At 70.5% G+C, this 12,789-nt stretch carries 11 protein-coding genes; 3 read left to right on the top strand and 8 right to left on the bottom strand.

Features of this window, described 5'->3' with window-relative positions; all coding sequences use genetic code 11:
• Window positions 1–43: 43 nt before the first annotated feature.
• Window positions 44–1,675: a murein L,D-transpeptidase gene (locus ACEZHJ_RS16385; RefSeq protein WP_375036738.1), complete on the bottom strand. Its 1,632-nt coding sequence runs from the start codon at window positions 1,673–1,675 to the stop codon at window positions 44–46.
• 137 nt (window positions 1,676–1,812) lie between these two features.
• On the opposite strand from ACEZHJ_RS16385, the gene ACEZHJ_RS16380 reads away from it, so the two are divergent.
• Window positions 1,813–2,529, top strand: a complete 717-nt coding sequence (locus ACEZHJ_RS16380; RefSeq protein ID WP_375036714.1) for a murein L,D-transpeptidase catalytic domain family protein — start codon at window positions 1,813–1,815, stop codon at window positions 2,527–2,529.
• Here the strand turns inward: ACEZHJ_RS16380 and ACEZHJ_RS16375 are convergent.
• The 6 genes from ACEZHJ_RS16375 to ACEZHJ_RS16350 all read right to left on the bottom strand — a co-directional run bounded on the left by ACEZHJ_RS16375 (window position 2,414) and on the right by ACEZHJ_RS16350 (window position 8,876).
• The gene (locus ACEZHJ_RS16375; protein ID WP_375036713.1) at window positions 2,414–3,496 is read right to left on the bottom strand and encodes an ABC transporter ATP-binding protein; all 1,083 of its coding nucleotides are present in this window, start codon (window positions 3,494–3,496) and stop codon (window positions 2,414–2,416) included. The two genes, ACEZHJ_RS16380 and ACEZHJ_RS16375, sit on opposite strands and share 116 nt — an antisense overlap.
• Window positions 3,493–4,212 (bottom strand): ABC transporter ATP-binding protein, encoded by a 720-nt coding sequence (locus tag ACEZHJ_RS16370; protein WP_163140400.1) that lies wholly within the window; start codon window positions 4,210–4,212, stop codon window positions 3,493–3,495. The genes ACEZHJ_RS16375 and ACEZHJ_RS16370 overlap by 4 nt, the downstream gene beginning before the upstream one ends.
• Window positions 4,213–4,216: 4 nt before the next feature.
• The gene (locus ACEZHJ_RS16365; protein ID WP_018716495.1) at window positions 4,217–5,179 is read right to left on the bottom strand and encodes a branched-chain amino acid ABC transporter permease; all 963 of its coding nucleotides are present in this window, start codon (window positions 5,177–5,179) and stop codon (window positions 4,217–4,219) included.
• Complete coding sequence (locus ACEZHJ_RS16360) at window positions 5,179–6,069, bottom strand: branched-chain amino acid ABC transporter permease (protein WP_240466255.1); 891 nt, start codon at window positions 6,067–6,069, stop codon at window positions 5,179–5,181. The genes ACEZHJ_RS16365 and ACEZHJ_RS16360 overlap by 1 nt, the downstream gene beginning before the upstream one ends.
• A complete protein-coding gene (locus ACEZHJ_RS16355) occupies window positions 6,069–7,562 on the bottom strand; it encodes an amidase (RefSeq protein ID WP_163140404.1) in 1,494 nt (497 codons plus the stop codon). Before ACEZHJ_RS16355 ends, ACEZHJ_RS16360 begins: the two co-directional genes overlap by 1 nt.
• Before the next feature lie 84 nt (window positions 7,563–7,646).
• Entirely contained in the window at window positions 7,647–8,876 is a 1,230-nt protein-coding gene (locus ACEZHJ_RS16350; protein ID WP_163140406.1) for an ABC transporter substrate-binding protein, read from the bottom strand.
• Window positions 8,877–9,095: 219 nt separating this feature from the next.
• Between ACEZHJ_RS16350 and ACEZHJ_RS16345 the strand changes: the two genes are divergently transcribed.
• On the top strand, window positions 9,096–9,803 hold the full coding sequence (locus tag ACEZHJ_RS16345) for a FadR/GntR family transcriptional regulator (protein WP_018716491.1): 708 nt from the start codon (window positions 9,096–9,098) through the stop codon (window positions 9,801–9,803).
• A 240-nt stretch (window positions 9,804–10,043) separates the two neighbouring features.
• On the top strand, window positions 10,044–11,996 hold the full coding sequence (locus ACEZHJ_RS16340) for a hypothetical protein (RefSeq protein ID WP_163140408.1): 1,953 nt from the start codon (window positions 10,044–10,046) through the stop codon (window positions 11,994–11,996).
• Here ACEZHJ_RS16340 and ACEZHJ_RS16335 read toward each other — a convergent pair.
• Window positions 11,993–12,745 carry a 16S rRNA (uracil(1498)-N(3))-methyltransferase gene (locus ACEZHJ_RS16335; RefSeq protein WP_163140410.1) on the bottom strand — a complete coding sequence of 251 codons (753 nt, stop codon included), beginning with the start codon at window positions 12,743–12,745 and terminating at the stop codon, window positions 11,993–11,995. The two genes, ACEZHJ_RS16340 and ACEZHJ_RS16335, sit on opposite strands and share 4 nt — an antisense overlap.
• Window positions 12,746–12,789 lie beyond the last annotated feature (44 nt).

The following is a 12,789-nucleotide window of genomic DNA, read 5'->3' as shown; positions in this document are numbered from 1 at the left end:
CGCCGGGGGTGTTAATCGCGCGGGCGGCGTCCCGCGCCGCCCGTCACGGGCGGAGCAGGGCAGACTCGGGCGCCGTGGCGGGGCGTTCGAGGGCGGCCAGGACTGCGCGGTCGCGCCCGTAGATGTCGGGCTTGAACGCGAGGGTGCCGTCACCGGCGATGTTGACCGTCCAGTAGTGCACGATGACCGGGACCGGCTCGGGCAGGTCGACGCTGAGCGTGACGCCGGTGGCGATGGTTTCGCCGATGGCGGCGGCGTCCCACCGTTGCGGATCGTCGAGGAGCAGGCGGGCCAGCTCCAGCGGGTGCTCGACGCGGATGCAGCCATGGCTGAACGCGCGCCGGGGGCGGTCGAACAGCGCCCGGGCCGGGGTGTCGTGGAGATAGACCGAGTAGGGGTTGGGGAAGCGGAATACCACCCGTCCCAGGGCGTTGTCCGCTCCCGCCCTCTGGCGCAGCACCACCGCGGGCGGATCGCGCCAGTCGATCGTCGCCGGGTCCAGCGCCCGGCCCTCCGGGGTGAGGACCTGCAGGTGCTCGCGGGCGAGGTAGCCGGGGTCCCGGCGGATGCGGGGCAGCAGCTCAGGCCAGGTGATCGAGGCGGGCACCGTCCAGGTCGGGTTGAACGTCAGGTGCGTGATCCGCGAGCGCAGCGCCGGCGTGCGCCGGTAGGGGGTGCCGACGACGATGCGCGTGTGCCATGGCTTGTGATCCGGGCGGTAGTAGGTCAGGCGATAGCCGGCGATGTCCACCAGCACGAACGAGCGTGGCAGCCCGTGGAGCAGCCAGCGTGCACGCTCCAGGTTGACCCGGATCTGGTCGATGCGCGCGTCCACGTCGACGTTGAGCGCCGCCCGGGTGGCGGTGCCGACGACACCGTCCACGGCGAGGTAATGGTGGCGCTGGAAGTGCCGCACGGCCCCGGCGAGGGCATCGTCGTAGCGTGCCGGGTCCGCGCTGTCCCCCACGGGTGCGCCGGTGACCGCGAGTCGCCGGCGGAGCACGGCGACCGCCGGGGCCCGGTCGCCGGGGTGCAGCGCGGTGTCCAGCGATGGCAGGGCCGGCCAGCCGCCGGCGTCGCGGATCCGGCGATAGTGCGCGAGCGCCGTGCGCAGCCGGTGGTAGGGGGCGTAGTCCGGCCGGGCCCGGGCAAAGGCGGTCTCGAAGTCCAGGGCGTCGACGTCGTCGGACAGGGCGTCCATGTCCGGCGAGAAGGGTGGCAGGGGGACGTCCCAGTCCGCCTCCAGCGATGCCGGGTCGACCTTGCCCCGGTCGAGGTGGCGGAGTGCGGTGAGCAGCAGCCGGGTGACGACGATATCGAAGCGTGCGCGTTCGTCTATCGGGCCATCCCCGGCGTAGGCCCGGCGGTGGGCCGCGACGAGCCGGTCCGCGGCGTAATCCGCAGGCCTCAGGCCGTCGCCCGCCAGGGTGTCGAGTGCGGTCGTGAATGCGGTTACGGCCTCGGGCCGTCGCCAGGCCGGACGAAAGTCCCGGACGGCATAGAACGCCTCGACCCGGGGCGTCAGGTCGCCGGAGGCCGGTGGAGACGGGGCGTCCAGCAGAGTCTGTAGCCGATCGCCGACCGGGTCCCCGGCCGCGTCCGCCAAGGCGGCTTTACCGCCGGTAACGAGCCCGGCGATCAGTACGATGGTTGCGGCGATCCGACCTGTGCGCACGGTCAACTTCCCCCTCCGGATCCGCCTGCGGTTGTGACCGTCGCCCGTTTCGCGATAATGGAGCCGTCTGCGGCGACCTGTGGACGGTTCGTTCCAGCAGCGTAGCCGCTCGTGCTGTCACGGAGGAAGACCGAGACGTGCCCTTTCTTCAAAGAATGCTTCCGCCCCGGCGGTATCGCCTTGCCGGGGTCGCGCTGGCCGTGCTGATGCTCGCCGGCGCCGTCCAGGCCGCTCCCCTGGCCGATACCCTCAAGCAGCTCGCCCCCGGGGCCGATCCCCGGGCCCTGTCGCTGGCTGCCGAGGCCATGAGTTGCGCCGTGCAGCGCGGCCAGCCCGCGGCCGGCCGTCTCGCGGTGATCGACTACTCCCTCCCGTCGACGAAACGGCGCCTCTGGGTGTTCGATCTCGACGACCGCCGGCTGCTGTTCCGCGAGTGGGTCGCCCACGGCCAGGCCACCGGCGGCAATCGCGCCGAGCACTTCTCCAATGTGCCCGAGAGCCACGCGTCCAGCCTCGGCCTGTACCGCACCCTCAACAGCTACCATGGCCGCAACGGCTATTCCCTGCGCCTGAAGGGCCTGGAGCCCGGGGTCAACGACCACGCCTACAGCCGGGCCATTGTCGTCCACGGGGCGGACTACGCCACCCCGGCGTTCATCCGCCGGGTCGGACGACTGGGGCGCAGCTACGGCTGCCCGGCGGTGCGCCCGGCGGTGGCCGAGCCCTTGATCGACAGCATCAAGGGCGGGCAGTACCTGTTCGCGTACTACCCGCAGGCGAGCTGGATCCAGCACTCCCGCTATCTCGGCTGCGGCGGCGGGGAGTCGCCGGGGCTGAGGGCGGACGCCCACTGAGGGGCGCCCGGGGCGCGACGGGTCCCCGCCGCCGCGCGGCGGGCGGCAGACGGTGTGGCCGTGCCACGCGCGGGCCGGCGCGGGCGTGTCCCCCTGGTACCAACAACCCCGCAAGCCCCCCCACCCCCTCCCCCCACTCCTCGCGGGGGGGGGGGGGGGGGGGGGGCGGCTTTGGAGGCCCCCCCCCGGCGCGGCGCCGCGGGGGCCCCGCGCCCCCCCCCCCCCCCCGCGCCGGGCGGCAGACGTGGAGGCCGAGCCACTCGCGGACCTGCTCGTGCATGTCCCCCTCGAACTGGGACCGGGGGCCCTCGGCGGTGACCTCGCCGAGGGTCAGCACGTAGGTATAGTCCGACAGCTCGATGACCTTGCGGATGTTGTGGTCGACGAGCAGTATCGCCATGCCCTCGTCCGCGAACTGCCGTATCCAGCCGAACACCTCGCCGGCGATCTTCGGCGAGAGCCCGATGCTCGGCTCGTCGATGAGGCACAGCCGGGGCCGGAGCATGTGGGCCTTGGCGAATTCCACCATCTTCTGCTGGCCGCCGCTCAGCGATCCGGCATCGGCGCGGAGCTTGCCGTGGATCTCGGGGAAGCGCTCCAGGGTGCGCTCCAGGGCGTCGTCGCTGGACAGCCCGGCGCGGCGGGCGGCGCGCAGGGGCAGTCGGAGGTTGTCCTCGACGCTGAGGTGGGGGAAGAGGCTCGACTCCTGCGGGATCAGGCTGATGCCGCGCCGGAGCAGGCGGTGGGTGGCAATGCCGGTGATCTCCTCGCCGTCGAAACGGACCCGGCCCCGGCGGGGGGTGAGGAAGCCGCAGGCGGTCTTCATGACGGTGGACTTGCCGGCGCCGTTGAGCCCGATCAGCCCCCGTATCGACCCGGGGGGCACCGTCACGGAGACACCGCGCAGGATGTCGATATCCGAGGTGTAGCCCGCCGTCACGTCCTCGATCTGCAACAGTGCCGTCATGCCGCTTCTCCGCCCAGGTAGGCCTCGATCACCGCCGGGTCGTTGAGGACGTCCTCCGTGTTACCGTCGGCGAGGATCGAGCCCGCGTTCATGCACACGCTGCGCTCGCACATCTCACGGACGACGGGCATGTCGTGACTCACCAGAAGGAACGTCTGTCCCAGGGCGTGGCGTTCCCGCACGAACCGGCCCATGATCTCGCGCATGCTCGGGTGGACGGCCGCGAAGGGCTCGTCGAGCAGGGCGATGCGCGGTGGCACCATGAAGCAGGTGCCGAACTCCAGGAGCTTGCGCTGCCCGCCCGAGAGCCGGCCGGCGTCGAGCGCGGCCACCGGTGACAGGGAGAGCTCGTCGAGCAGTGCGCGGGCCCGGGTCAGGGCGTCCCGCGCGTTCAGGCCCAGGCCGCGCCCGGCGACGAGCAGGTTGTCCAGCGTGCTGACCCGGTCGAAGACGCGGGTGAGCTGGAACATGCGCAGTATCCCTGCCCGGGCCCGCCGGTGGACCGGCAGCCGGGTGACCTCCCGCCCCTCCAGGGTCACCGTGCCGCCGTCCGGCGCCAGATGGCCGCTGAGCATGTTGAGCAGGGTAGTCTTGCCCGAGCCGTTGGGTCCGATCAGGCCCACCAGCTCCCCCGCCGCCACGTCGAAGTGCACCGAGTCCACCGCGTGCCGTCCGCCGAAGCGCTTTTCCAGTCCCTTTACCTGCAGAAACGTCATGCGTTCACCCCTCCCTCGCGCCGGTCTCCCGCCGCCCCGGGAGCCGGTCGGCGCCGAGCTGCAGCAGTCCCCAGATGCCGCCGCGGAAAAACCGGGCGAAGACGATGACGAGCAGCGCGAAGACGATCAGGTGGTAGTCGCCGACCTCGCGCAGCATCTCGCCCGCGGTGTAGACGAGCAGGGCGCCGACGATGGGGCCGATCATCGTGCCCATGCCGCCGATGACCACCATGCTTACCACCAGGCCGGTATTGAGGATCAGCCCCAGCTCGGGGCTGATCAGCCCGGCGAACGGTGCGTAGAGCGTGCCGGCGAGCCCGCAGATCGCCGAGCTGACCACGAAGGCCAGCGTCTTCCACCACACGATGGAGACCCCGCGGCTCGCCGCCGCGACCTCGTCGTCGCGCACCGCCTGGAGGAACAGCCCCATGCGCGAGCGCATCAGTGCGTAGAGCGCGATCTGCACCAGCACGACCACCGCGAGCATCAGGTAGTAGTAGGGCAGGCGCCCGTCGAAGACCGTGGGCACGTTCAGGCCCAGGTCGCCGCGGGTGACGGAATACGAGTTGCCGATCACCAGCCGCAGGATCTCCGCGAACGACAGCGTGGTCAGGGCCACGTAGGCCCCCTGCAGGGGCAGCACGATGCGTCCCAGCACCAGCCCGATGCCCGCAGCGGCGGCCACGCCCACCGGCACCCCCAGCCACGGCGATATCCCCCAGTGATGGCTGAGCAGGCCCACGCCGTAGGCCCCGACCATGGCGAACGCCGCCGGCGCGAGGTTCATCTGGCCGGTGTAGCCGGTCACCAGGTTCCAGCCCATGGCCTGCAGGGCGTAGTAGAGGCTGACGATGACCACGCCCTGCCAGTACACGCTGGTGAGGACCAGCGGCAGGGCCGCGACCAGTGCCAGGATGACGAGGGAGCCGTGGAATTCCGCGCGCAGGCGGCGCTCCGAGTTGCCCATCAGACGCTCCTGCCCTTTTCGCCGAACAGCCCCTGGGGGCGGAACATGAGAACCAGGATGAGGATGACCAGGCCGAAGGTGTCCCGGTAGCCGTAGGAGATGAACACGGCGCCAAAGCTCTCGGCGACGCCCAGGAACAGCCCGGCCACCACGGCGCCGGCGACCGAGCCCATCCCGCCGAGCACCACGACCACGTAGGACTTCACCGCGGTGAATACGCCGACGTCCGGGGAGGCGTTGATGATCGGCGCGAGCAGCCCCCCGGCGAACGCGGCCAGTCCCCCCGAGGCGGCGAACACGGCGGCACTCACCCGGCCGGGGTCGATCCCCGCGAGGGAGGCGCCGAGGCGGTTCTGGGCGACCGCCTGTACCTGCTTGCCGGCGACGGTGAAACGCATGAACGCGAACACGCCCGCGATCACCGCCACGCCGAGCCCGGTGGCCATCAGCCGGTGGCCGTCGGCGATCACCGGACCGAGGTGCACGCGTGCCGTGTCGATGAGCTCGGGGCCGCGGTAGGGGTAGGGGCCGATGACCTTGTCGACGAGGTTGATGAGCAGCAGCGACAGCCCGAAGGTGACGATGATCGCGTACTCGTCCTTCATCAGCCCCCAGCTGGCGTAGCCCGCGTAGAGCGGGCGCATCAGCGTCCGCTCCGTCACCCAGCCGAGGGCCGCGCCGACGAGCACCGCTGCCGGCAGGGTGAGCCACACGGGAACGCCGAGGGCGGTGCTGAGCAGGGTGTAGGTGTAGGCCCCGACCATGTAGAACTCCCCGTGGGCGAAATTCACCACCCGCAGGATCCCGAATATCAGGGTCAGCCCGATGGCCATCAGCGCGTAGAACACGCCGGTCATCAGGCCCGTGACCGTCAGATCGAGGTAAAGCATCAGCTCCATCCCCCCGTGTCGAATTCCCCGATCAGCGTCTCGACCTCCAGGGCGAGGCGCAGTAGCCGGGCGTCCTCGCCGCGCCGCCCCGCGAGCTGCAGGCCGATGGGCGCGCCGGAGTCGTCCGTGCCGCAGGGCAGAGTCACCGCGGGCATGCCGGTGAGGTTGAACGGTGCGGTACACCGGGTGGCGGCGGTGTGGACCGGCATGCTTCGGCCGGCCACCTCGACGGCGGTGGCGCCCACCGGTGGTGCCGGCACCGGCAGCGTGGGCGTAACAAGGGCATCGCACCGCTCCAGTGCCGCGTGCATGGCGATGTCCAGTTCGCCGCGCAGCCGTTGTGCGCGCTGGTAGTCGACCCCGGGAATGAACTGCCCGATCTCCAGGCGGACGCGGACATCCTCGCCGAGCCGTTCGGGGTGATGTTCAATGAGCCGCATGTGCTGCTGCGTCGCCTCCACGCAGAGTGTGGCGAACTGGGCGCCCGCGGCGTGGTCGAGCAATGGCAGCGGGCGCTCCACCACTGCGATGCCGCGGTTGTGAAGCAGCGAGAGGGCCCGCTCCAGGCGCTCGCGCACGGCAGGGGCGAGCTGCTCGAAGAAGAAGTCCGCGGGCCGTACCAGCGTCCAGCCGCGGTGGTCGTCCGGCTCATCGGTGGGGACGGCCGGGCCCCCGGCCATGACGTCGAACATGGCCGCCGCGTCCGCCACGTTACGCGTGATCGGCCCGACGTGGTCGAGCGACCAGCCCAGTGGCAGAACGCCCTCGGTGGATACCGCGCCGTAGGTCGGCTTGAAGCCGACCACCCCGCAGCATGCGGCGGGGATACGGATGGAACCCGCGGTGTCGGTGCCCAGTGCGGTGTCGACGATGCCCGCGGCGACCGCTGCTGCGGAGCCGCCGCTGGAGCCCCCGGCGATGCGCGCCGGCGCGCGCGGATTGACCACGGTGCCGTAGTGGGGATTGACGCTGGTGATGCCGTAGGCCAGCTCGTGCATGTTCAGCGTGCCCACGATCAGTGCCCCTGCCTCGCGCAGCCGGGCGACACAGGGGGCGTCTTCGGCCGCAGGCTCGCTCGTCAGGGCGAGACTGCCGGCCGTACGGGGCATGTCGCGTACGCTGATGATGTCCTTGATGCCCACGAGCATGCCGCTCAGGGGGCCGCTGACGGGGGAGACCGGCGGTGGGCACAGGCCGATGAAGGCGTTGAGCTGGCGCTGTTCGCTCACCCGGGCGAGAGCGGTGTCGAACCGCTGAATCGCCGTGTGCGCCGGCGCGAGCGATGTGGCCGGTATGCCCGTGCGGGGCGTGCCGGCGGGCCTGCCGGGGTGGAAGGGAGGGGCGGAGGGATCCGGGGCGTTCGCCAGGGCGTCGAGCTCCGGCTGATTGACGTCGAAACGGGCCCCCCACAGCTCGTGGCGTTCCGGATACGGGTAACCGCGCAGGGCGGCGAGGGCGGTCAGGTAGCGGTCACGTGCTTCGCTCGGGGTCATCGTGGTGTCCGGCAGGGTTGAAGGCGCTGCGCCATACCGGCGGGAGCGGGTCTGGCGCAGCGGGTGCGACACGATTCGCCCGGATCAGTCGCCCGGGCGGACCAGCAGGTCGGGGTCCAGCGACTGCCCGGCCTTCTGCACCAGCGGGGCCTCGCTGACCGGCTGACCCGTTTCCGTGAGCTGGTAGGTCACGAAGGGGACCTCCAGCCACTGCTGGAAGCTGTAGCCGGGCTCGTCGGAGAAGGTGATGGTGCCCCGAGTGCCGGTGTACTCGATGCCCTGGAGGGTCTCGATGACCGGGTCGGCGTCCGTCGTGCCGGCGCGGTTCATCGCCTCGGCGAGCAGGAACAGGCTGTCGGCCGCCTGGAAGATGAGCCGGTTCGGCTCCTTGCCGTAACGCTCGGTGTACGCCTCGCTGACCTTCTCGCCCAGCGGCGGCATCGACATGGCCGGATGATAGAGGCCGAACTCCAGCAGGGTACGGCCGGCCTCGCCGACGTTGTCCCAGAAGTCCGGATAGTCCGCCAGGCCCGCGCCGTCGTACAGCCAGGTGGTCGCGCTCGGGGCGACGCCCTGCTCGTAGAGCTGGTTCATCAGGATGTAGGCGGCCGGCGGCAGGAGGATGTTCACGACCACGTCCGGCGGATTCGCCTTGAGCGGCAGCACGGCGGGCATGAAGTCCTTCGACTGGCGGTCCAGCGTCTCGTAGCGGAAATCGATGTCCGGTGCCTTCTCGGCGAGATACTTGCCCAGCAGCTCCGCCTGGCCGATGCCGTAGTCGGTGTTCTCGGCGAACGTCACCACCGAGTCGACGTCCATGTCCGCGAGCACGGAGGCCATGGCCTGGGAGACCCGGGTGTTGTAGTTGGCGGGGTTGAAGACCTGCCGGTAGCCCTTCTCGCGGATCGCGTCGGACCAGCCGTTGGTGTTGACGTAGGGGATGTTGTAGCGCTTGGCGACCTCGATCTCGGCAAGCACGTTCGAGCTCTGGTGCTCACCGGTGATCGCGACCACGCCGTCCCTGGTGATGAGCTTCTCGGCGGCGGAACGCCCCTTCTCGGGCAATCCCTGGCCGTCCTCCATCACCAGCTCGACCTTGCGGCCGAGGATGCCTCCCTGGTCATTGAGCATATCCCGGGCGATCTCCAGGCCGGCCTTCACCTGGGTTCCCTGAACCACGGATCCGGGCGGGGATTGAGAAAAGATGGCGCCAATCTTTACAGGCCCGCTGTCCTGCGCGGCGGCGGTGCCCGTCAGTGCGAGGGCGGCGCCCGCCAGCGCAGCGCCCATACCGAGGTGCTTGAATTTGAACATGATGGCCTCCAGAAGCCAGTTAACCGGTTGTGGTAGGACCGGTCCTTCCACACAAGTTAAAAGAAGCAGAGCGGGCTTGAAGCGTCAATAAAAATTACTGAAAATCCAGAAACTGGGTAGAAAAGTAACTTGTTGGTGCATAGTGGGCTGTTGTCGGGTGACTTTTGGTGCGTGCGCGTGCACCGCGGTGATGCCCCTGAGCGAAAAAGGTGCGTAGTCATGGCGACGGAAGGAAAACCGGTCACCCACACGACGGCCTGGCGTATCCAGCAGTACATCGTCAGCGAGGGGCTGGCCGCCGGGGATCGGATGCCCTCCCAGCGCGAGCTGGCGCATGAGCTCGGCGTCAGCCGGAACTCCCTTCGCGAGGCGTTTGCCACGCTCTCCTTCATGGGGGTGGTGGACGTCCAGCCCGGACGCGGGGTCTACGTCGGTGACACGACATTCCGGCACGGGACACTGTCGGCCGGGAGCGCACAGGGAGAACAGGGCGGGCAGGGCTTTTCCTACGTCGAGGTCTACCAGCTTCGTTTCGCCCTGGAGGCGCAGACGGCCCGCCTCGCCGCCAGGCGGGCCACGGCGGGGGACATTCGTGCGTTGCGGGAGGCAAACGCGCGACTGAACGCCTGCATGGAGACACGTCGGCTCAGCGATGCCGCGCAGCACGACTACGAGTTCCACATGGGCATCGCCGGTATCGCTGGCAACGCCATCATGCGGGACGTGCTGGCGCGCTACCAGCCGCTGGTACTGGAGAGCCAGACGCTGCCCCTGTACGCACTCGCTCGTCTGCCCGAGGCCGTGGCGGAGCACGAGATGCTCATCGATGCGATCGACAGCGGCGACCCCCTGCTCGCCGAGCACATGGTCCACCATCACCTGTTGCGTGCCGCGGACCGCACCGGCACGAAGTTCTCGACGAGCTGACTGACCCTTGAGATGGCGGTTAACCGGGCAGCGGCCATATGCCCTCTCCATCGCTACGCTATCGAGGACGCAGCGGCAACGGGGCCGGAACTGAGCGATGATGGGCGGTTGACGACGTCATCCGCTATCGGCTCTCCCGCCGAGCCCGTCGCTGCCGAGTGAGAGGCCGTTCGCACGGCAATTGTCGTGTCACATTCCGTCTCCACCATAAACGGGACCGGAATGCAGGGACGGATTCACGTGGGCGAGAGTCAGCATACCCAGTCGACGCTTTGGGCCTTCGTCACGGCCTACCGGGCGGCCACGGGAGAGTCGCTTTCCTATCTCCGTCTGGTTCAGGATGGCAACTATCTCCGGCACGTCCTGCGCGAGGGACGGGACAGCGGTGATCCCGCGCTGTGCGATCTCGCGGGGCGTTTGGAGCGCTCTCTCCCGGAGGACGGCGAGGCCCCGCCCGGCGGTGCGTCTTTTCCGCCTTCCGCTGACAGCGGGGCCGGGGGCAGGCGTGGGCCGGTCGAGGAATACGCCGAGGCCGTGGCGGCGGCGCTGGCCCGCGCCGAGCTGCTCTCGCTGGATGACCGCGAGGGGCTGGACCGCCTCGCGCGCCGCGGCCACCTGGACGCCGATACCACCAGCGCGATCGAACGCGATACCCGCGGGCGAGCCGGGGTCGCACCGCTGAACTGGCGTGACGAGCTGTACGCCAACGTCTGCCGGCTGCAGGCCGATGGCGAGCTCGATGAGAGGGGCCGGCTGCGCGTTTACGCCACCTACATCCGGCGCGGCCGGCTTTCCGTGGCCCATGCCGAGGCCGTGATGGCTGAGCTGGCGCCGCCGGAGGGCGAGGGCGGCACCGTGGATGAGCGCGGCGGCCGTCGCGGGCAGTGGGGTATCGTCGCCGGGGTGTTGCTCGCCGGTCTCGTCGTGGCCGGTGCCGTCGCGGCGGTGGCCGGGCTTTCCGGCGCCGGCAACGGCGGTGCGGTCCGCCTGGATGAGCCGATCACCGCGGACACGACCTGGAGCACCGGTACGACCTACCGGCTGATGGATACCGTCTTCGTGGAGGACGGCGCCACCCTGACCATCGAGCCGGGCACCACGATAGAGGGCGCGTTCGGTGCCGCGCTGGTGATCACCCGCGGGGCGGACATCCAGGCCAGCGGCCGCCCCGACCGGCCCATCGTCTTCACGAGCGCGCAGCCGCCGGGCGAACGCCGTTCCGGCGACTGGGGCGGTGTGGTCCTGCTCGGGGGCGCGCCGGTGAACGTCGACGGCGCCCACGTGGAGGGTATCCCGGCCGACGATCCCCGTGGGGCCTTCGGCGGGGACGACCCGGCGCACTCCTGCGGGGTCATGGAGTACGTGCGCATCGAGTTCGCCGGTCACGAGGTCTTCGCCAACAACGAGCTCAACGGCCTGACCGTCGGCGGCTGCGGCCGGAACACCATCCTCCGCCACCTCCAGATCCACCGCGGGCTGGACGACGGCATCGAGTTCTTCGGCGGGACGACGGATCTCGCCCAGACCCTCATCACCGGGCCCGGCGACGACGGCCTTGACTGGGACATGGGCTGGCAGGGCCGGGTCCAGAACGTCATCGTGCAGCAGTATCCCGGAAGGGGCGATAACGGGATCGAGGCGGACAACCTCAAGGGCTCGCCGGATGCGCGGCCGCGCTCCGGGCCGACGCTCTACAACGTCACCCTGCTCGGCCCCGGGCAGGCGCAGGGCCGCCAGCGGGGCATGACCCTGCGCCGCGGTACCGGTGCCCACTTCCACAACCTGCTCGTGGCCGGGTTCCCGCTGGAGGCCGTCGACGTCCAGGGCGGGACGAGCGCCTCGCTGGCGGGTTCCGGCGACCTGAGCTTCGACCACACCATGATCGCCATGCCCGTCGCGGCCGCCTTCCAGCCGGAGACCGGCGAGGCCGACGACGACGGCGGCTTCGTCGAGCGGGATTTCCTCGAAACCGCGCCGGCCACCACGCTGGGCGCCGAGCCGCGTCTGTCGCCCCGGGCGTTCAGCGTGACCGCCCCGCGGTACGCCCCGCTCGGCACCAGCCCGGCTGCCGGTGCCGGCGTGGCACCGCCGCAGTCGGAGTTCTGGGACGAGTCCACCACCTACATCGGCGCGGTGGCACCGGGGGACGGCGCGGACTGGACCGCAGGCTGGACCGCCTTCCCGGAGAACTAGAAGGTCCGGTCTCCCTGCGCGAGGTCGCCGAAGCGGGCCTGCAGCAGTGTCAGCGCGGCGATGCCGGCGGTCTCGGCGCGCAGGATGCGGGGGCCGAGCGCGAGGCGTGCGAAGCCTTGTCCGGCGGCCTCTTCCACCTCACCGTTACTGAGTCCGCCCTCGGGCCCCACGAGCAGGGCGATGCCGCCATCCGGGGCCGGCAGGTTGGAAATGCTCGTGCCGCCGTCGGGGTCGAGCACAACGCCGGAATGGTCCGCCGTCATCGACCAGGCGGTTTCCAGGGTGCAGGGGGTGTCGATCCGGGGGATACGGTTGCGGCCGCACTGTTCGCAGGCGCTGATCGCGACCCGTTCCCAGTGGGCGCGGCGGCGCGCGGCGCGCTCGTCGCCGAGGCGGACCGTCGAGCGTGCGGTGATGACCGGGATCATGCGCGTCATGCCCAGCTCCACGCCCTTCTGCACCGCGAAGTCCATGCGGTCCCCCTTGGCGACGCCCTGCAGAAGCAGGAACGGGCGCGGCGGCTCGCTCTCGCGCAGGCGGTGCTCCGTCAGGGTCAGCCGTGCATCGCGCCGCTCCAGGGTGTCGACACGGGCGGCGTATTCGCCGCCTTTGCCGTCGAACACCGTCAGGGCGTCGCCGGCACGCAGCCGGCGGGCGCGGAGGTGGCGCACCGTCTCGTCGGGCGCGTTGATGGTGGTGCCGGCGCTCAGGGGGCCGGGGAGGTGGATTCGGGTCTCGCTGCGCGACATGGTCTCGGATCGCTGATGTGGTGAACGGGGCCGGATTACTCGCG

The organism is Arhodomonas sp. KWT2, from assembly GCF_041949875.1.
Classification (GTDB): Bacteria; Pseudomonadota; Gammaproteobacteria; order Nitrococcales; family Nitrococcaceae; genus Arhodomonas; species Arhodomonas aquaeolei.
This window is presented reverse-complemented; position numbering and strand designations above follow the sequence as displayed.

Coding starts and splice junctions, on each gene's coding strand:
- ACEZHJ_RS16375 (WP_375036713.1), bottom strand. CDS start 3,496: ATGACGGCACTGTTGCAGATCGAGGACGTGACGGCGGGCTACACCTCG.
- ACEZHJ_RS16370 (WP_163140400.1), bottom strand. CDS start 4,212: ATGACGTTTCTGCAGGTAAAGGGACTGGAAAAGCGCTTCGGCGGACGG.
- ACEZHJ_RS16365 (WP_018716495.1), bottom strand. CDS start 5,179: ATGGGCAACTCGGAGCGCCGCCTGCGCGCGGAATTCCACGGCTCCCTC.
- ACEZHJ_RS16360 (WP_240466255.1), bottom strand. CDS start 6,069: ATGCTTTACCTCGATCTGACGGTCACGGGCCTGATGACCGGCGTGTTC.
- ACEZHJ_RS16355 (WP_163140404.1), bottom strand. CDS start 7,562: ATGACCCCGAGCGAAGCACGTGACCGCTACCTGACCGCCCTCGCCGCC.
- ACEZHJ_RS16350 (WP_163140406.1), bottom strand. CDS start 8,876: ATGTTCAAATTCAAGCACCTCGGTATGGGCGCTGCGCTGGCGGGCGCC.
- ACEZHJ_RS16345 (WP_018716491.1), top strand. CDS start 9,096: ATGGCGACGGAAGGAAAACCGGTCACCCACACGACGGCCTGGCGTATC.
- ACEZHJ_RS16335 (WP_163140410.1), bottom strand. CDS start 12,745: ATGTCGCGCAGCGAGACCCGAATCCACCTCCCCGGCCCCCTGAGCGCC.